General features: G+C 64.5%; 19 protein-coding genes. 12 read left to right on the forward strand and 7 right to left on the reverse strand.

Going from position 1 to position 18683, the window contains the following annotated elements:
* Positions 1-136: 136 nt before the first annotated feature.
* Complete coding sequence (locus ACR65T_RS02700) at positions 137-574, reverse strand: septal ring lytic transglycosylase RlpA family protein (protein WP_434495046.1); 438 nt, start codon at positions 572-574, stop codon at positions 137-139.
* A gap of 341 nt (positions 575-915) precedes the next feature.
* Between ACR65T_RS02700 and mog the strand changes: the two genes are divergently transcribed.
* The 7 genes from mog to ACR65T_RS02735 all read left to right on the forward strand — a co-directional run bounded on the left by mog (position 916) and on the right by ACR65T_RS02735 (position 7662).
* Complete coding sequence (gene mog, locus ACR65T_RS02705) at positions 916-1461, forward strand: molybdopterin adenylyltransferase (protein ID WP_434495047.1); 546 nt, start codon at positions 916-918, stop codon at positions 1459-1461.
* Between the two features lie 137 nt (positions 1462-1598).
* Complete coding sequence (gene dapB, locus ACR65T_RS02710) at positions 1599-2405, forward strand: 4-hydroxy-tetrahydrodipicolinate reductase (RefSeq protein WP_434495048.1); 807 nt, start codon at positions 1599-1601, stop codon at positions 2403-2405.
* A 15-nt stretch (positions 2406-2420) separates the two neighbouring features.
* Positions 2421-3044: a 2,3-bisphosphoglycerate-dependent phosphoglycerate mutase gene (locus tag ACR65T_RS02715; protein WP_434495049.1), complete on the forward strand. Its 624-nt coding sequence runs from the start codon at positions 2421-2423 to the stop codon at positions 3042-3044.
* Positions 3045-3142: 98 nt separating this feature from the next.
* On the forward strand, positions 3143-3766 hold the full coding sequence (locus ACR65T_RS02720) for an alpha-ketoglutarate-dependent dioxygenase AlkB (protein WP_434495050.1): 624 nt from the start codon (positions 3143-3145) through the stop codon (positions 3764-3766).
* A 203-nt stretch (positions 3767-3969) separates the two neighbouring features.
* Positions 3970-4368 carry a cytochrome c-554 gene (locus tag ACR65T_RS02725; protein ID WP_434495051.1) on the forward strand — a complete coding sequence of 133 codons (399 nt, stop codon included), beginning with the start codon at positions 3970-3972 and terminating at the stop codon, positions 4366-4368.
* A gap of 290 nt (positions 4369-4658) precedes the next feature.
* Positions 4659-6068 (forward strand): siroheme synthase CysG, encoded by a 1410-nt coding sequence (gene cysG, locus ACR65T_RS02730; protein ID WP_434495052.1) that lies wholly within the window; start codon positions 4659-4661, stop codon positions 6066-6068.
* A 43-nt stretch (positions 6069-6111) separates the two neighbouring features.
* A complete protein-coding gene (locus ACR65T_RS02735) occupies positions 6112-7662 on the forward strand; it encodes a serine hydrolase (RefSeq protein ID WP_434495053.1) in 1551 nt (516 codons plus the stop codon).
* Here ACR65T_RS02735 and ACR65T_RS02740 read toward each other — a convergent pair.
* The 3 genes from ACR65T_RS02740 to ACR65T_RS02750 form a co-directional block, all read right to left on the reverse strand.
* On the reverse strand, positions 7638-8354 hold the full coding sequence (locus tag ACR65T_RS02740) for a uroporphyrinogen-III synthase (protein ID WP_434495054.1): 717 nt from the start codon (positions 8352-8354) through the stop codon (positions 7638-7640). The two genes, ACR65T_RS02735 and ACR65T_RS02740, sit on opposite strands and share 25 nt — an antisense overlap.
* Positions 8351-9280 carry a hydroxymethylbilane synthase gene (hemC, locus tag ACR65T_RS02745; RefSeq protein ID WP_434495055.1) on the reverse strand — a complete coding sequence of 310 codons (930 nt, stop codon included), beginning with the start codon at positions 9278-9280 and terminating at the stop codon, positions 8351-8353. Before hemC ends, ACR65T_RS02740 begins: the two co-directional genes overlap by 4 nt.
* Before the next feature lie 166 nt (positions 9281-9446).
* On the reverse strand, positions 9447-9872 hold the full coding sequence (locus ACR65T_RS02750) for a hypothetical protein (protein WP_434495056.1): 426 nt from the start codon (positions 9870-9872) through the stop codon (positions 9447-9449).
* Between the two features lie 352 nt (positions 9873-10224).
* On the opposite strand from ACR65T_RS02750, the gene tsaD reads away from it, so the two are divergent.
* The 3 genes from tsaD to ACR65T_RS02765 are packed head-to-tail and all read left to right on the forward strand — an operon-like array spanning position 10225 to position 12836.
* Entirely contained in the window at positions 10225-11289 is a 1065-nt protein-coding gene (gene tsaD / locus ACR65T_RS02755) for a tRNA (adenosine(37)-N6)-threonylcarbamoyltransferase complex transferase subunit TsaD (protein WP_434495057.1), read from the forward strand.
* 9 nt (positions 11290-11298) lie between these two features.
* Positions 11299-11850: a phospholipase D-like domain-containing protein gene (locus ACR65T_RS02760; protein ID WP_434495058.1), complete on the forward strand. Its 552-nt coding sequence runs from the start codon at positions 11299-11301 to the stop codon at positions 11848-11850.
* Complete coding sequence (locus tag ACR65T_RS02765; RefSeq protein ID WP_434495059.1) at positions 11847-12836, forward strand: NAD(P)H-dependent glycerol-3-phosphate dehydrogenase; 990 nt, start codon at positions 11847-11849, stop codon at positions 12834-12836. Before ACR65T_RS02760 ends, ACR65T_RS02765 begins: the two co-directional genes overlap by 4 nt.
* Positions 12837-12843: 7 nt before the next feature.
* On the opposite strand, the gene ACR65T_RS02770 is transcribed toward ACR65T_RS02765, so the two are convergent.
* From ACR65T_RS02770 to ACR65T_RS02780, 3 genes are all read right to left on the reverse strand, one after another.
* Positions 12844-14718 (reverse strand): CHASE3 domain-containing protein, encoded by a 1875-nt coding sequence (locus ACR65T_RS02770; protein WP_434495060.1) that lies wholly within the window; start codon positions 14716-14718, stop codon positions 12844-12846.
* A 62-nt stretch (positions 14719-14780) separates the two neighbouring features.
* Complete coding sequence (gene ilvD, locus ACR65T_RS02775; protein WP_434495061.1) at positions 14781-16613, reverse strand: dihydroxy-acid dehydratase; 1833 nt, start codon at positions 16611-16613, stop codon at positions 14781-14783.
* A 198-nt stretch (positions 16614-16811) separates the two neighbouring features.
* The gene (locus ACR65T_RS02780) at positions 16812-17069 is read right to left on the reverse strand and encodes an acyl carrier protein (RefSeq protein WP_434495062.1); all 258 of its coding nucleotides are present in this window, start codon (positions 17067-17069) and stop codon (positions 16812-16814) included.
* Between the two features lie 222 nt (positions 17070-17291).
* On the opposite strand from ACR65T_RS02780, the gene ACR65T_RS02785 reads away from it, so the two are divergent.
* Positions 17292-18050: a hypothetical protein gene (locus tag ACR65T_RS02785; protein ID WP_434495063.1), complete on the forward strand. Its 759-nt coding sequence runs from the start codon at positions 17292-17294 to the stop codon at positions 18048-18050.
* A gap of 17 nt (positions 18051-18067) precedes the next feature.
* Positions 18068-18679: a malonic semialdehyde reductase gene (locus ACR65T_RS02790; RefSeq protein WP_434495064.1), complete on the forward strand. Its 612-nt coding sequence runs from the start codon at positions 18068-18070 to the stop codon at positions 18677-18679.
* Positions 18680-18683 lie beyond the last annotated feature (4 nt).

Here is an 18683-nt window from a genome sequence, read left to right on the forward strand (position 1 = left end):
CGCCAACTCCCTCTCCCGCAAGCGAAGCGCGGCGGGCGAGGGTTGGGGAGGGGCGCAGATTTATGTGAGGGAAACCCCTCACCCCGGACCTCCGGTCCGACCCTCTCCCGATGGGAGAGGGTTGCGCGCGATGTTCTTAGCTCTTTCCGATCACCTCGACGCGCACCTGTCCGGTGCCGCGTTCGATGAGGCCGAGCTGGGTCGCCGCGCCGCGCGACACGTCGAGGCTGCGCCCCGTCCAGACCGCCGGTCCGCGGTCATTAATACGCACCACCACCGAACGCCCGGCGTAGGTCAGGCGCAGACGCGTGCCCATCGGCAGCGTGCGGTGGGCGGCCGTCATGTCCCACATGTTGAAGAGTTCGCCGTTGGCGGTGTGGCTGTTGGGTTCGTAGCGGCGCGGGCCGCCGCCGTAGAATGACGCGTTGGCGGTGAAGCCCTGCGAAGCCTCGGCGTGGCGCGAGGCATTGTGGGAGGAATGGTGGGAGGAATGGCGGGAGGCGTGATGGTGATGCGCCAGAGCCGGCGCGGTCGTCAGTGCAAGGATCGTCAGTACGCCACAGATACGATTCATTCAGGATTGCTCCGTTTACGCACAATGCGTGAAGGATGCTGACGAGCGCGTTCGCTTCGTCAAGCGCACAGTTTCCATCCGTCTGAATGGAGGCGAAGACAAATTAGTTAATTGTGAAATGTGGCAAAATATGTGCTGCCAATATCATGGCGTATATGTTCGTCGCGCCGTACAATATTCTCGATATTGAGTCGATTTATTCAATTTCTTGTCGCTATATGTCTTTGCATAGTTGCCTTTTGCGCGATATCTGTGCAATCTATACTAGCTTAAGCGCTGCGGCGTGGGGGAGTGACAAGAGCGAGCTGAGGCGGCAAACATGCGCGCCGGAGGACTCGCCAATGACAGACGAAAAGCGCGCCGCGATCATCGGCGTCGTCACCGCCTCCGACCGCGCGAGCGCCGGCGTCTATGAAGATGAGAGCGGTCCGGCGATCGAGGCCTATCTGCGCGCAGCACTGACGACGCCCTTCCGCATCGAGCGGCGGATCATTCCTGATGGGCTTGAAAGCGTGCGCGACACGCTGATCGACCTGGCCGACGCTGTCGGTTGCGACCTCATCGTTACGACCGGCGGCACAGGCCCGAGCCCCCGCGATCTGACGCCCGAAGCGACGCTCGCAGCCTGCCCGCGCGAGCTGCCCGGCTTTGGCGAGCGGATGCGACAGGTCTCGTTGGCGCAGACGCCAACTGCGATCCTGTCGCGGCAATTGGCCGCGCATCGCGGCAAGTGTCTGGTGATCAATCTGCCGGGCAAGCCAAGGGCGATCGAACTCTGTCTCGACGCCGTCATGCCCGCGGTGCCGTACTGCCTCGATCTCATCGGCGCGGCCTATATCGAAACCGATCCGGCGCTTGTCAAAAGCTTTCGCCCTAACGCCAAATAACCGCCCGTTCGGGCAGTGTCCGACGCCGGGCGCAAGCTGCGCGCTTCTCATCGCGGCGCCTCGCCTGTATAGGAAAATGGCGCGTCACGAAAAGCGAATCGAAGCCGCTAAGCTGCGGGAGGCGAGGGCGACTGAACATGAACGAACTGCGTTTGGTGGTAGTCGGCGCGGCGGGCCGCATGGGCCGGATGCTGACCCAGATCATCCCCGATACTTTGGGCGTCCGATTGACTGCCGCTCTGGAGCGTCCCGGCTCCGCGGCGCTCGGCGCCGACAGCGGCGGCGCCGCGCCGAACGGCGTGCCGATCACGAGCGACCTCGGCGCCGCCCTCGGCGACGCTGACGCGATCGTCGACTTTTCGTCTCCGAGCGCCAGCGTGGAAATGGCTCGGGCGGCCGCGCGGGCCCGGGTGGCGCACATTATCGGCACGACCGGACTGTCTCAGGAAGATCTCGCCGCCATCGCCGAATGCGCGCGGGAAACGGCGATCGTGCGCTCCGGCAATATGAGCCTCGGCGTCAATCTCCTCGCCGTGCTTATCGAACGCGCGGCGCGCGCGCTTGGACCGGCTTGGGACGCCGAGATCATCGAGATGCATCACCGCCTCAAAGTCGATGCGCCATCAGGAACGGCGCTGCTGCTCGGCGAGGCGGTCGCGCACGGTCGCGGAATCGATCTTGACGAAAACAGCGCGCGCGGACGCGATGGTTTGACAGGTCCGCGGCGGATCGGCGAGATCGGATTTGCGAGCCTGCGCGGCGGCACGGTCGTCGGCGATCACACGGTCGTCTTCGCCGGAGCCGGCGAGCGCATCGAATTCTCGCACCGCGCCGAGGATCGGGGCGTGTTCGCCCGCGGCGCCCTGGCCGCGGCGCTGTGGACGCGCGAGAAGGCCCCGGGGCTCTACTCGATGGCCGACGTGCTTGGCCTTTCCGGCGCCTGATATCGACGAGAATTTATGAGCATGAATCGCACTCTCGTTCTGGTACGCCACGGTCAAAGCGAGTGGAACGCCAAAAACCTTTTCACGGGTTGGAAAAACCCCGATTTGACGCCGCTCGGCATCGAAGAGGCGCGCCGCGCCGGCCGCGAGCTGAAGAAGCGGGACATTCTATTCAGCGTCGGCTTCACCTCCGCTTTGCTGCGCGCGCAACACACGATCGATCTCATTTTCGAGGAGCTGGGCCAGACGAACGTCCCGACCATCAAGGACCGCGCGTTGAACGAGCGCCATTACGGCGATCTTTCGGGGCTCAACAAGGATGAGGCGCGCGACAAATGGGGCGAGGAGCAGGTGCACCTTTGGCGACGGTCTTATGACGTGCCGCCCCCAGGCGGCGAGAGCCTGAAGGACACGGTCGCGCGGGTGGTGCCCTTCTATGTCCAGCGCATTCTGCCGCCGGTGATGCGCGGCGAACGGGCGCTGGTCGCGGCGCATGGCAATTCGCTGCGCGCGCTCTGCATGGTGCTGGAGCAGATGACGCCCGAGTCGGTGACGACGCTGGAACTTACGACCGGCGTTCCGATCATATACCAGCTCAACGCCGATTCGACGGTGGCGACGAAGACTGTGTTGCTTTAGCCTCGTTCTGCGCAGCCGCGCTCTGTTCTCGCTGGCGTTCGCAGGCGGCGTCCCGACAGTGATGGACGAAACGCCCGTTCGGCGCCACATGTCGCTTCATGCCTGAAATCGCGCCCGGCGCGTTCCACTATCCGAGCTTTCTCGACGCAGCGGCGCAAACGGCTCTGGCTGAAGAGATCGCCGAGGTCATCGCGGCCGCGCCGCTCTATGTCTCGACCATGCCCAAGACCGGCGTCCCAATGTCGGTGCGTATGACCAATTGCGGCGCGCTCGGCTGGGTCAGCGATAAGGAAGGGGGCTACCGCTACGAGCCGCGCCATCCTCAGACGGGGAATCCCTGGCCGGCGATGCCGCAAAGGCTTCTCGAATTATGGAACGAACTCGCGCGTTACGACAAGCCGCCGGAAGCCTGTCTGGTGAACGTCTATGGCGAAACGGCGCGCATGGGCCTTCATCAGGATAAGGATGAATCCGATTTCGCCGCGCCGATTCTCTCTTTGTCGCTTGGCGCAGACTGCCGCTTTAAGCTTGGCGGAACGCGGCGCGGCGATCGCGCGAAGGCGTTCGCGTTGTCTTCCGGAGATGCGCTCGTGCTCTCTGGACCCGCGAGGATGCGCTATCACGGCGTGGACAGGATTCTGCCGACGATCAGCGCGCCTTTGTCGGACGCGCTGGCCGCGCTCGGCGCTCGCGTCAATTTGACGCTTCGGCGTGTCACTTAAGCCTTGGGTTCAGCGGGCGTTCACAGCTTCCGGGATAATGTCCCGAGCAGGGAACGTAACCTCTTGCGTAGTTGTCTTGAAAGCCGGCTTCGTTGTAGTTTGCAACCCGTCTAAAGAGCGTCGGCGAGGCGCCAATATTTGGCCGGGCGCATTTTAAAAAGGGCGGGCGCGTCGCGAACGCCAGGATGAGGAAAGGAACAAGGATGAAGACTATTTCCCTGCTGACGTTCGCCGCGAGCGTCGCTTTCGCCGCATCCGCCGGCCAGGCTCTCGCCGCTGGCGATCCAGCTGCGGGCGAAAAGACCTTTGCAAAGTGCAAGGCCTGCCATCAGGTCGGTGAAACCGCCAAGAACGCCGTCGCGCCTGAACTCAACGGAATTGACGGACGCAAGGCCGGCTCCGTCGAGGGCTACAACTATTCAGAGCCGATGAAGAGCTCCGGCATCGTCTGGGACGCGGCCAATTTCAAGGAGTTCATCAAGAGTCCCAAAGCGAAGGTTCCTGGCACCAAGATGATCTTCCAGGGCCTGCCCAGCGAGAGCGACGAAGAGAACGTGTGGGCCTATCTCGTTCAGTTCGGCCCCGACGGCAAGAAGAAGTAAGCGGCGCTTCATCGCACGTAACGTTGTGGCGGTCCTGTTCTCAGGACCGCCTTTTTATGAGCGAACCGGCGTGGCGAGCGCGGAGCGCTCTGGCCCGCGCAGCGCGCTGCGGAGAACCCCCGCTCTCCGGCCGAGACGAGCGGCGCCCGGTCTTGAGGCTCGCCGATCGGCGCGGAATGGACTATGGCTGCGGCGCAAATCCTCTCCTTGCTTATAAAGCGCGTCCGCCGTCGAAAGCCGGAGGGTTAAAGCTCTTGCGCCGCGCCCGCTGGTCCTGCACCTAGGACGCCGTGACCCGCAAACCCGATGAAGTATCCGCAGATCTGATGCAGCCGCTGGCGACTCTTCCGGTGTTCTACACGCTTGCCGGGCGGCGCGTGCTGGTCATCGGCGGCGGCGAAGCAGCGGCCTGGAAGGTCGATTTGGCGGCCGCGACCGGCGCGCAGGTCGACGTTTTTGCGCCTGCGCCCTGTGACAAGCTTCGCGAGATCGGCGCGGCGCGCGACAACGTCGCCATTCACAAGCGCGCCGTCGAGCCCGACGATTTCGCCGGCGCCGCGATGGCGCTTGGCGCGATCGAAGACGACGGGCTCGCGCGTCGGGTTCACGAGTGGGCGCGCGCGGCCGGCGTGCCGCTCAATCTCGCCGATCGGCCTGCGCTCAGCGATTTTATCATGGGCGCCATCGTCAATCGCTCGCCGCTGGTGATCGGCGTTTCGACCGGCGGCGCATCGCCGGTTTTCGCCCAGGCGGTGCGCGGCCGAATCGAGACGCTGGTGCCTGCGACGTTCCAGGCCTGGACGCGCGCAGCGCAGGCCTGGCGGCCGCTCGTGCGCGCGTCCGGACTCGACTTTCTGGCGCGGCGCGATTTCTGGCGCCGCTTCACGCGGCTCGCCTTCCGCGACATCGAGCGCGCGCCGCAAGAGGACGACCGCGCGGCGCTGATCGAAGAGGCGCGCGCCGGCGCCGAGGCCACGGCGCGCGGCCGCGTCACGCTCGTCGGGGCAGGGCCCGGCGATCCAGAGCTGCTGACGCTGAAGGGCATGCGCGCGCTCGCCGGCGCCGACGTCGTGCTCTTCGACGATCTCGTTCCGGCGAGCATTCTCGATCTCGCTCGCCGCGAAGCGACCCGCATCAACGTCGGCAAGCGCGGCTATGCGCCGTCGGTGCGCCAAGAGGAAATCAGCGCTCTGCTCGTAGAACTCGCGCGCGAGGGCAGGAACGTCGTGCGGCTGAAAGGCGGCGACCCGCTCATTTTCGGCCGCGCCAATGAGGAAATCGCCGCGTTGCGCGAAGCAGGCTTCTCCATAGAGATCGTGCCCGGCGTGACCGCCGCCTGCGCCGGCGGCGCTGCGATCGGCAAGTCGCTGACGAGCCGAGAGACGGCCCGGCGACTGCAATTCATTACCGCGCACACGAAGGACGGCGAATTTCCCGAGGACTTCGATTGGGGCGCGCTCGCCGACGAACGCGCCACGACGGCCGTCTATATGGGCAACCGCACGCTGCCGGAATTGTCGCGTCGTTTGCTGCAGGAGGGCATGTCGCATGATACGCCCGCCTTCCTCATTGAACGCGCGTCCACGCCGCACGAGCGGGTGGTCAAGGGCACGATCGCGGATTTGCCGTCAAAAGCGGCGGAACAGACCATCGTCGGGCCGGTGATGGTGCTGATCGGCTGGGCGCTGGCGGAGAATTGATTCAGCGCTATTGTTGGGCAAGAAGCGCGAGCGGAGTGCCAATATGCCTTTCACGAGACGGTCCGCTCTGATTGCGTCTGGGTTCGGCTTGCTGTCTCCCAAAGCGCTCGCCAAGGAAAATTCCAAACCGTCGCTCGTTCGCGAGCCAACCCAAAAACATCTGAACGAACTCAACGGGCTCGTCGTCGATGTCATGAAAAAAACCGGCGTGCCGGGGATGTCGGTCGCCGTCGTTTCGCCCGATCGCGTGCTCTATTTGAAAGGATTCGGCGTGCGCCGCGCCGGCGCGGCCGAACGCGTCGACCCCGACACGGTCTTCCAGCTCGCGTCGCTTTCCAAACCGCTCTCCACGACCGCTGTCGCGAGCCTCGTCGGAGACGGCGTCGTCTCGTGGGATCATCCGATCGTGCGAAGCCTGCCGGAATTCGCGATGAGCGATCCGTGGGTCACGCGCGAGATCACGCTGCGCGACATGTTCTGCCATCGCAGCGGACTTCCCGACCATGCCGGCGATCTTGTCGAAGACATCGGCTACGACCGCAACGAAATCATTCGCCGGCTGCGCTACATCAAACCGGACACGAGCTTTCGCACGCATTACGCATACAATAATATAGGGTTTTCGGCGGCGGGTTTCGCGGCGGCGAAAGCTGCAGGCAAGTCCTGGGAAGATGTTTGCGACGAACATCTGTACAGGCCGCTTGGAATGGCGAACGCCAGTTCGCGCCACGCCGATTTCGTCGCGCGTAGGAACCACGCATTCGGCCATGTGCGCCGCGGCGACAGATGGGTGGTCGGCGAACCGCGAAATCCCGACGCGCAGGCGCCGGCGGGCGGCGCGTCTGCGTCGGCGCGCGACATGGCGACATGGGTAAGGATGCAACTCGGACGCGGCGCGCTCGACGGCCGCGAGATCATCAAGCCGGAGGCGCTCGCAGATACGCATTTCCCGCAGATCGCCACGGGACCCGCCCATGACCCGATGCGCGGGCCGACCTTTTATGGGCTTGGCTGGGACATCGACTATGGCGGTCCGGCGCGCGTGCGCTGGAGCCATTCGGGCGCCTTCTCTCTTGGCGCCTCGACGTGCGTTTATGTCATGCCGGCGGAGCGATTCGGCATTGTCGTGCTCAGCAATTCCGCGCCGGTCGGCGCGCCAGAAACCATCTGCCGCAGCTTCCTCGATATCGTCCTGACGGGGAAGATCGAACGGGACTGGCTCGCGCTCTTTGGCGAGGCTTTTGCGCAGATGGCGGTCCCCGCATACGGTCGGGACGCCGATTACGCCAAGCCGCTCGCCAGCGCGCCGGCGCGCGCGTCGCGCGCGACATATGCTGGCGCCTACCGCAATGAGCTTTACGGTCCCATCGGCGTTGTCGAAACGGCCGAAGGGCTCTCGCTGACGCTCGGCCCGACGCCCACGCCCTATCCGCTGCGTCATTATTCAGGCGACATTTTCACCTTTCAGCCTCCAGGAGAAAACGCCAGCGGGGTCAGTCCGGTCAGGTTTTCTCGAAGCGGCGGCGAGAAGGCGAGCGCCGTCGCCATCGACTATTTCAACGCGAACGGTCAGGGCGTTTTCGTGCGCAGCTGATTCGAGAGAAGAGAGAGCAGATGTTCTTCGTCCGGCTTTGCCGCGACGAGCGTCTCCAAGCCGAAGTGTCGAAGCGGCGCCGCGACATGTTCCGACAGCGCGACATGCGTCATGTCGCGCAACGCATCGGCGACGCCGGCGACCTGCGCGAGCTGCAGGAAGATTTCCGCGCTGCGCCGGGAATAGTGCAGGGCGGCGGTGACGCGCCGCGCGGCGATGGCGGCTAAGGCCTCGGCGGTCAGCGATTGAGCCGCGCGCGCTTCATAGACCTCCACCGTATGGACTTCGTGGCCTGCGCCGCGCAGACCCGCTTCCAGAACGGGCCGTCGATCGCGCCCGGCCGGATAAAGGAAATGCGCCACTCTTTGATAGCGTTCGAGAAGAAGCGGAAGCATCGCTTCGGCGTTCCCGGCGACGATATCTGGGTGGAAGCCACGCGCGCGCGCCGCTTCGGCGGTTTTCTCGCCGACGGCGTGCAGCGGCGCCGCTCTGAGCTGGCGCGCATCGCCGGCGAACTCGACGCCCTTCGCGCTCGTCACGATGACGGCGTCATACGCACCGCAGGGAATGATCGCGTCCGTGGCGGCGAATTCCAGCACAGGCGAGATTACGGCGACGCAATCCAGCGCCTGCAGCTTTCCCGCCGTGCGCGCGGCGTCTTCAGCCGCGCGCAGCACCAGAATGGACTTCACATAAGCCCCGCGACGCCATGCGGCAGGCGCAGCAGGATTTCCTTGCCGGCGTCCGCGCCGATCAGCGCGGCGTCAATCGCGAGGCCGTGGCGGCGCACGACATAGGCTTCCGCGCCGTCGGCTCTGAGCACTTCGCCGACGAAGGACAGTTCGGCGCCGTGAACCTGCGCATGGCCGGCGATTGGCGTGCGGCAGGACCCATCGAGCGCCGTAAGGAAGGCGCGTTCGGCGGCGAGCGCGAAGCCGGTCGCTTCGTCGAAGAGCGGCGCGAGCAGATCGCGCGTGGCGTCGTCGCCGGCGCGCCGCGTGAGGCCAATCGCGCCCTGTCCGCAAGCGGGCGGAAACTCTTCCAAGGAAAGCAGCGCCGTCGCGCGATCGGCGAGACCCAGCCGCTTCAATCCCGCGAGCGCGAGGAGGGTCGCGTCGATCTCTCCGTTCTCAACTTTCTTCAGACGAGTCTCGACGTTGCCGCGAAGCAGCGTCGTCACAAGGTCGGGTCGCCGGCGCTTCACCTGCGCGGCGCGGCGCAGCGAGGCGGTTCCGACGACGGCGCCGGCGGGAAGCGCGTCGAGCGCGAGACCGCCGCGCGATATCCAGGCGTCGCGCGCATCCTCTCGCGGCAGATAGCCGGCGATGACGATCTCGCTTGGCAAATGCGTCGGCAGATCCTTCGAGGAATGCACGGCGAGATCGATCGCGCTGGCGATGAGCGCTGAATCGAGCTCTTTGGTGAAAAGCCCCTTGCCCCCTGATTCAGAGAGAGGCCGATCCTGGATCTGGTCGCCTGTCGTGCGGATGATCTCGATCGGAAAGTCCGCTTCGCTTCCGCCATGCGCGCGCGCCAACGCCGCGCGGACCATATGGGTCTGGGCGAGGGCGAGCGGACTGCCGCGCGTTCCAATGCGAAGGGAAGGGAGAGATGTCATGATCCGCCAGCCGTTACCCGCGCGACTATAGGCGGGAGCCCGCGAAGGGCAAGCGGAAGCAGCGTGGCGACGGCGTTCCTCGAAAAGCGAACGTCCGCTCCGTCGGAGCGGACGTTCTTTTTAGCTCCGCAAGCGTACTCTACGCGGCTCGCGGAATGCTTACTGATCACCACCAGCCAAACAGGCCGCTCCCGATGCCCGCGCCGATACCTGCGCCCAGGCCGAGTCCCGCGCCAAGCAGGCCGCCGCCATAGCCGTAATAGCCCGGGGCGCCGCCATAGCCGTAGTAGCCGCCGTAGGGCCAGTTCGCTCCATACCAGCCGGCGCCGGCATAGCCATAATAGCCAGGCCGATAGCAGCGGGAGTAGCGAATCGGACGATACGCCGATCCCCAATAGGTGGGCCGCACAGCGGAGCCCCAATAGGTTCTGCAGGGGCGCCGCGCGTAACCCCAATAGGTTCCGCCGCAGTGCCGATGCCAGCCGTAATGAGCACGGCAGTAGCGCGCTTCGGCCAGACTCGTGGAGCCGATCACGGCGGCCATCGCAATCGTGGACGTTAACGCCAAGGCTTTAATTTTGTTCGACGCCATTTTCACCTCCATACAGTTTAGACCGAGAGCAACCTCAACCGTGACGCTAATTACCTCTTCGCCTTAGCCATAATTCTACTCAGCTCAAGATATGTGCGTCGTTGGGGGAGCAACGATCTGCTGACCCAACTTGTATTAATCGAGATCGTGTCAAGAGGGACGTCAACGAATTCTAGGAAATTTAATGTAGCTATCTTTAGCGCTGCATTAGTATACGTCGATATTCACGACAGCTAAGAATTATGGGCGTAAATCCTTTACCAACCACAATTTTCCAACTTCCCGCCGTATGGCGGTATAAGGCTTCGTTCCGCCGGTGAGGCGGCGCGGCTTTTCTGCGCAGGGAGTTCGCATGCGCGTTTTGGGCATTGAAACCACTTGCGATGAAACCGCGGTCGCGGTCGTGTCCGAGCGGCTGGGCGGCGAAGGTGGAGAGATCCTTTCCAATGAGGTGTTGAGCCAAATCGCCCGCCACGCCGCCTATGGCGGCGTCGTTCCGGAAATCGCCGCGCGGGCCCATATCGATGTCCTCGACCGGCTGATCAGGCGCGCGCTGGAGCGCGCCAAGACCGAGGCGAAGGACCTCGATGCGGTCGCCGCAGCGGCTGGTCCGGGACTGATCGGCGGCGTTCTCGTCGGGCTCACGGCGGGCAAGGCCATGGCGCTTGCGTTGGGCAAACCATTCATCGCCGTTAATCATCTGGAAGCCCACGCGCTGACCGCACGGCTCACGGACCGCCTGGACTTTCCCTTTCTGGCGCTCCTCATCTCCGGCGGGCATACGCAGATCGTCGCGGTGAAGGCCGTCGGCGACTACCGCCGGCTTGGATCCACCGTCGACGACGCCGCCGGCGAGGCCTTCGACAAAGTCGCCAAAATGCTGGAGCTGCCCTATCCCGGGGGGCCGCAAATCGAGAAACTCGCGCTTGAAGGCGACGCGCGACGATTCGACTTTCCGCGGCCGATGCTTGGCCGCGAAGGAGCCGACTTTTCCCTCTCTGGCCTCAAGACTGCGGTGCGGCAGGAAATCCTCAGATTGCAGACGCTGAGCGAAAAGGACGTCAGGGATCTTGCAGCCTCTTTCCAGGCTGCGATCGTGGACGTGATCGTGGATCGGGTGCGCGCCGGCGTGCGCCTCTTTACGGCAGGCGAGGGTCGAGCCCCGCAAGGCCTTGTGATCGGCGGCGGGGTCGCGGCCAATGGCGCCATTCGCCGCGCGCTCATGCGGCTTTGCGCCGAAAGCGGGCTGCGGTTCATTTCGCCGCCGGCGGCGCTGTGCGCCGACAATGGCGCGATCATCGCCTGGACCGGTCTCGAGCGCTTAAAACGCGGATTGACCGATGACCTCGACTTTGCGCCGCGGCCGCGATGGCCGCTCGACGCCGCGCCGAGCCGATCACACCACGGCAAGGCCTAGGGCGGTTTGATGCGGCTCCTTTTTTCAGCGGCGCTTGCGGCCATGACGCTTGCGCCAACGCCGCAGCCGGCCGGACTGCTCGCAGAAGAGCCGACCTTCGCGGGCGTGCGCGTGTTCTACGGGCCCGGCGACGGTTTCGGCGCGGTCGACGGGCGGCTGATCAACGACGCGCGCCGCTCGATCGACATGGCCGCCTATGTTCTGACCGACCGCTCTCTGACGACGGCGCTCGGCCGCGCGGCCATGCGCGGCGTCAAGGTGCGGATCTATCTCGACGGCGAGGAAATGCGGCGCGGCGCGTCCGTGATCGACGAAATCGCCGACGCCCCGAACGTCGAAGTGCGCCGCAAAGGCCGCTCGCGCGATCTGATGCATCTGAAATCATATCAGGTGGACGGTCGCGTCCTGCGCAGCGGCTCCGCGAATTTCAGCGTCTCCGGCGAAGTCTATCAGGACAATGATTTGATCGTGATCGAGAGCCCACAGGCCGCGGCGCGGTTTCATCAAACTTTTGAAAGGCTGTGGTCGCGTCCGGACAATCAGCGGATCGGCATGCGATGACGCGCGCGACTGTCGCTGTTCTCGGCGCCGGCGCTTGGGGCGTCGCCCTCGCCAACGTCGCCGCGCAAGGCCGCGCGCGCGTGCCCTTGTGGGCGCACGATCCTCAGGCCGCCGAAGCCCTGGCGCGCGACCGCGAGAACACGCGCCGATTGCCGGGTCTGCCGCTTGCCGCCGCGGTCGCCCCGACGAGCGACATTTCCGTCGTACGTGAGGCGGACATCGTACTCGCCGTCACCCCCGCACAAGCGATCCGCATGACCGCGCGCGCCGCGCGGCCGCATATGCGCGAGCGCGCCGCCTTTGTGATTTGCGCCAAGGGGATCGAACGCGACCGGCGCAAGTTCCTGAGCGAAGTCGCGAAGGAAGAACTGCCCCACGCCGACGTCGCCGTGCTCTCGGGACCAAGCTTCGCGGCGGACGTATGCAGAGGATTGCCGACGGCGGTGACTCTCGCGGCGCATGACGAAGCGCTGGCCCGACGCTTGAGTGAAGAGCTTTCGACGAAGACGTTTCGGCTTTATCGCTCGACCGACGTGCGCGGCGCCGAGATCGGCGGCGCCGCGAAAAACGTTCTCGCCATCGCCGCAGGTATGAGCCACGGCCGTGGGCTCGGCGCGAGCGCGCAGGCGGCGCTCATCGCACGCGGATTTGCCGAGCTGATGCGGCTCGGGCGCGCGTTGGGCGCGCGTCAGGAAACATTGATGGGGCTTTCCGGATTGGGCGATCTCGTGCTCACCTGCGGATCGGCGCAGTCGCGCAACTTTGCGCTTGGCGAAGCGCTGGGGCAGGGAAAGTCGGTGGAAGACGCCACGCATGGCAAGCTTGCGGAGGGCGCCTTTACAGCGCGCGTCATGGTGGAAATGGCGCGCGCGCATGATGTCGAGCTGCCGATCGCCGAGGCCGTTGACGCCATTCTTTCCGCGCGGCTAAGCGTCGACGGCGCCATCGAAGCGCTGCTGATGCGTCCACTCAAAGCCGAAGACTGATCGCAGGCTATCTCGAATCCAGGATCTCCCGCATCTTGACCGCAAGCTGCTCCAAGGTGAACGGTTTGGTGAGCAGCTTGACGTCCTTGTCGAGAACGCCGTTGTGCACGATGGCGTTGCGCGTATAGCCGGTGATAAACAGAACGCGCAGGCTGTGGCGGCGAAACACCGCCTCGCGCGCGAGGCGGGCGCCGTCCATATCAGGCATAACCACATCGGTGACCATCAGCGCGATGTCGGCGCGACGACGAATAATGTCGATCGCCGCGCGTCCGTTCTCGGCCTCCAGAACCGAATAGCCCAATTCTCGCACGCCCTGCGCGGTCACCCGGCGCGCCGTGTCGTCATCTTCGACGATGAGCACAAGTTCTTCCGGCCTTCCAAGCGGAAGTTCGAGGGGTCTAGGACGCGGTAGGGGCAGTTCGGCGGGCGCTTCGACGTGATTGAAGCGCGGCAGATAGAGCTTGATGCATGTTCCGCGCCCGGGTTCGGAATAGATTTTGACGTGGCCGCCAGATTGTTTGACAAATCCATGCACCTGCGAGAGGCCGAGTCCCGTACCCTTGCCTGTGGGCTTGGTGGTGAAGAACGGATCGAACGCCTGCGACAAGACCTCGGGCGGCATGCCTTGACCCGTGTCGGTCACGGCGATCATCACATATTGGCCAGGGTTCACTTCCATGTTTTCGGTGGCGTAGGCGTCATCGAGAAAGCAGTTGGCCGTCTCGATCGTCAGCTTGCCCCCATTCGGCATGGCGTCGCGCGCATTGACCGCGAGATTGACGATGGCGCTTTCCAATTCGTGCTGATCGACTTTTGTCGCCCATAGGCCGCCGGCGAGCACGGTTTCGAGCTCGATCTTCTCGCCAAGCGCCCGACGCACCATGTCCGAGACGGCGGAGACAAACTTGTTCGGATCGAGCGGGCGCGGCGACAAAGGCTGGCGGCGCGAGAATGCGAGGAGCCTGCGCACCATGGCGGCGGCGCGATCGGCGCCGTCCATCGCTGAATCGATCAGTTGAACATAATCTCCGTTCGAATCCCCAAGCTTCCGCCGCAGCAGATGCAGACTCGCGACGATGACGCCGAGCATATTATTGAAGTCATGCGCGATGCCGCCCGTCAGGTGGCCGAGCGCTTCGAGTTTTTGCGACTGCCGCAACTGCGACTCGAGCGCTTCGCGGCGCGTCGTTTCCCCAATCAATTGGTCGTAGGCGGTCTTTAACGAGTCGCGCGACATTTGCAGCGCGTGCATCTGCTTTTGCGCATTGAGAAGCGCAAATGCGCCAAGCGCGAAGATTATGCCGCCGAGCGCCCAAACGGCCGCGTCAAACTCGCCGCCGGCCGCGTTGAGTTCGCGCTCGCGCTCCTCGCTGAGATTGCTCTCATTTTCAGTCATAGTGTCGATGATGGCGTGGAGCCGGTCCATCAGCGCCTTTCCGCGCCCGGACTTGACGAGTTGCACGGCCTTGTCGACCCGGAGCGCGCGCATATCGGCGATCGCCTCATCGATGATCTCGACCCTTGCGCCAAGCAGCGGCCGCATTTCCGCGACAGCCTCGAGCTGCTTGGGATTGTCTCTTACGCTCTCGGAAAGGCGATCGACGACGACGGGCAGTTTGCGCACCGCTTCGGCGCAGGCGTCGAGATAGCGTTCGTCTTGAGTGATGATAAAACCGCGCTGACCGCTCTCGGCGGCCTGCAGCAGTCCATAAAGCTGATAAAGATCGCTTTGCACATGAATAGTGTGGCGCAGCCATGCGCCAGCTGTACGGCGCTGGAATTCAGCGCGCACGGCCACATAGCTGGCGAGCGCAAGCACCGCGAATCCTAACGCGATGCCAAATAGTCCCGAAGCGACGAATTTACGTGTCGGAGACATTTTGTTCCGGCGACTGGATGGACGCGCGCCACTCTACGACGCACGTCCTAAATGCGAAAGGTTCAGGGGACCTGTCGCACTGCGCCTTTGGCCGCGCTCGTCGTCATCGAGGCGTAGGCGCGCAGCGCCGTCGTGATTTTTCGAGGCCGCGCCTTGGCCGGAGCGAAGCCTTTCGCGGACTGTTCGGCGCGCCGCGTCGCCAGTTCGTCTTCGCTGACAGCCAGCGCGATCCGGCGCGCCGGAATGTCGATTTCAATCCTGTCGCCGTCCCGGACCAAGGCGATCGCGCCGCCCTCGGCGGCTTCGGGAGAGACGTGGCCGATCGAAAGCCCGGCCGTGCCGCCGGAAAATCTTCCGTCCGTCACCAGCGCGCAGGCCTTGCCGAGTCCCTTCGATTTCAAATAGCTCGTCGGATAGAGCATTTCCTGCATGCCGGGTCCGCCGCGCGGGCCTTCGTAGCGGATGACGACCACCTCGCCAGCCTTTACGTCGCCCGTCAGAATTCCCGACACCGCCGCGTCCTGACTCTCATAGACCTTGGCGGGGCCGGCGAATTTCAAGATCGAATCGTCAACGCCGGCCGTTTTCACGATGCAGCCGTCGATGGCGAGATTGCCGGTAAGCACGGCGAGGCCGCCATCCTTGGAGAAGGCGTGCGCCGCGTCGCGTATCGCGCCTTTTTCGCGGTCGGCGTCGAGCTCCCGATATCGGCAGTCCTGGCTGAACGCGACTTGCGTCGCAACCCCGCCCGGAGCGGCGCGAAAGAACGTGCGCGCGGTTTCGCTCTGCGTGACGGCGATGTCCCAGCGCGCCACGGCGTCGCTGACCGAAGGACTGTGAACGGTCGGAAGCTCGCCGTGCAGCAGACCGGCGCGCAGCAACTCGCCGAGAATCGCGATCACGCCGCCGGCGCGATGCACGTCCTCAAGATGCACGTCGGGGGCCGAGGGCGCGACCTTGCAGAGCACCGGCACCCGCCGCGACAGGCGGTCGATGTCGGCCATAGTGAAATCGACCTGCGCCTCGTGCGCCGCCGCGAGAAGATGCAGCACGGTGTTGGTCGAGCCGCCCATGGCGATGTCGAGCGTAATGGCGTTCTCGAAGGCTTCAAAACTCGCGATCGAACGCGGCAGCACGGTTTCGTCGTCCTGCTCATAGTAGCGGCGCGCGAGATCGACGATGAGATGGCCGGCTTCGACGAACAGGCGCCGGCGATCGACATGGGTCGCGAGAATCGAACCATTGCCGGGAAGCGACAGCCCCAGCGCCTCGGTCAGGCAGTTCATGCTGTTCGCCGTGAACATGCCCGAGCATGATCCGCAGGTCGGACAGGCCGAGCGCTCGATCGTGGCGACGTCCGCTTCGCTGACCGTGTCGTCCACGCCGGCGACGATCGCATCGACAAGATCGAGCGCGTGCTCCTTGCCGGCGAGCACGACCTTGCCGGCCTCCATCGGGCCGCCGGAAACGAACACCGTCGGAATGTTGAGGCGCAGCGCCGCCATCAGCATGCCCGGCGTGATCTTGTCGCAATTCGAGATGCAGACCAGCGCGTCGGCGCAATGCGCATTGACCATGAATTCGACGCTGTCGGCGATGAGATCGCGCGAGGGCAGCGAATAGAGCATCCCGTCGTGGCCCATGGCGATCCCGTCATCGATCGCGATGGTGTTGAATTCCTTCGCGACGCCGCCGGCCTTTTCGATTTCGGCGGCGACGAGCTGGCCGAGATCCTTCAAATGCACATGGCCCGGAACGAATTGGGTGAAGGAATTGGCGACCGCGATGATCGGCTTGCCGAAGTCCTCCTCCTTCATGCCTGTCGCGCGCCAGAGGCCGCGCGCGCCGGCCATGTTGCGGCCGTGGGTCGTCGTGCGTGAACGATAAGGAGGCATTGAACTCTCGCCGTCGCGAAGGCTCGTCGTTCGAGCCTTTCCAAAGACGACTATCGCAGCCAACGAACCGCCGCAACTGCGGTTGGAGCAGCCGAAGCCGGAGCTTTCGCAGCGTTTAGCCCTGCGCATGCGCCGAGCAGGACAAGGTCAGCGTGGGCGCGAGCTGTTACGCCCTGCATGACCTGAAGCGAGCGCTGCTTAAGCGGCGCGGCGCTCCGCCGACGGCGCCAATTTGCTGACGCAGTCTCGAATGGCGTCAAGCGAAGCGAAGCTTTGCCGCTGGAGCATGGAGACTGGGAATTCCACGTCGAAGGCTTCTTCCAGCGCGAGCATCGTGCGGATGGCGGCAAAAGGCGTCAGCCCTGCGCTGTAGAGATCGTCCGAATCAGACAGATGTTCCACCGGGATATGCAGACGGCCGTGCTCTTGCAGCAAACCGCGTATCTTATCAATCATCGATCCAACTCCATGAGCTCCGCGGTTGAAGCGGGCTGCAGCGTTGTTGTCGCGATAAGCGCGAGGGTTTCCTAACAACCTGAACTAGCGCGCCAAGGATTCGGGCGCCTCGCCTGAACGCAGGATGAATTCGCCGCGCGTGGTCCAGTCGTGGCTTACAAATGGTTAATCTAATTCTCGGCTCTGTGGCCGTTTCTGTTGACCTGCGCTATGTTAGCGGCAATGCGAACGCCGCTGCTTCTTCCGCTGACGATCGTGATCTTTCTTGGAGCCCTGCCGGCCGGATTCGCGCTGGCGCTGGCTTCGGAGACGCCGTCGATCGAATCATTTGGCGAGGAAGAGGGCGAGTTCCTTTTCATCCCTGGGATTGGAAGGATTCCACTGCCCCCGGGGACCCGCGCGCTCGGCCCCGGACAAGGCGGGCGCGATCTTGATCCAGAGCGGCGCGCGCCGGCCGCGGCAGCGCCGCCCCCGCCGCCCAAGGACCCCGACCAGCAGCGGGCCGAAGAGATGGCGCGGCTTTATCTTCGCCTGGAGCGGGCCGAAGACGAGCGGGAGGCGAAGGGCGTTTCGGCGGCGATCGTCAGCCGCTGGGCGCGTTCGGAGTCGGACACGATCAACCTGCTTGCGGCGCGCGCCCTCGCGGCGGACGCGGCCGGCGCGCCGCCTCTTGCCCTGAAGCTTCTCGACTATGTGGTCGCGCTCTCGCCGAAGTGGGCGGAAGGCTATGTTCAACGCGCTAAGGTGCGGGCGGAGCAGGGGGACGACAGCGGCGCGATCGCCGACCTCGAGACCGCGGCGACGCTTGAGCCGAAGCGTTTTGACGCGCTCGCCGCTCTTGGCGCGCTCAAGGAGAAGACCGGCGACAAGAGGGGCGCGCTCGCGGCCTATCGGAAGTCGCTGGCGATCTCGCCCCAGCAGGAGTCGCTCCGCAAAGTCGAGGAGCGCCTGCATATTGACGTCGAGGGGCGCGACATCTGAACGCTGCGGGGAATGCGATGACGACGACCGACAGGCAGGCGGCGGGTCCGGTTGCGCCCGAAGCGCTGGAGCAGCTCTTTACGGGAGCGCGGACCCACAATGGCTGGCTCCCCAAAGACGTGCCGGACAGCCTGCTCGAACTCGCCGTTGACTACGCGAAATGGGGCCCGACAAGCGCCAACTGCTCGCCGATGCGCATCGTCTTCGTGCGCTCGCCGGAGGCGAAGGCCAGGCTCGCGCCGGCGATGTCGGACGCCAATCGTCCGAAGACCATGGCCGCGCCCGCCACGGCGATCGTCGGCTATGATCTCGATTTCCCGGAGAGTCTTCCACACCTTTATCCGGCGACGGACGCGCGCTCCTGGTTCGTCGGCAATGAGACGCTGATCGAGGAGACGGCCTTTCGCAACGGGTCGCTGCAGGGCGCCTATCTTCTTCTCGCGCTGCGCGCGGTGGGTCTCGATTGCGGACCGATGAGCGGTTTCGACAGGGCGAAGGTCGACGCGGAATTCTTCCAAGGAACGCGGATAAAGTCGAATTTTCTGATTAACATCGGATACGGTGATCCCGCAAAGCTCTACCCTCGCGGCCCGCGGCTCGCTTGTGAGGAAATCGCGACGATTCTTTAGGAGG

It is taken from the genome of Methylocystis sp. (genome assembly GCF_051061285.1).
GTDB lineage: Bacteria > Pseudomonadota > Alphaproteobacteria > Rhizobiales > Beijerinckiaceae > Methylocystis.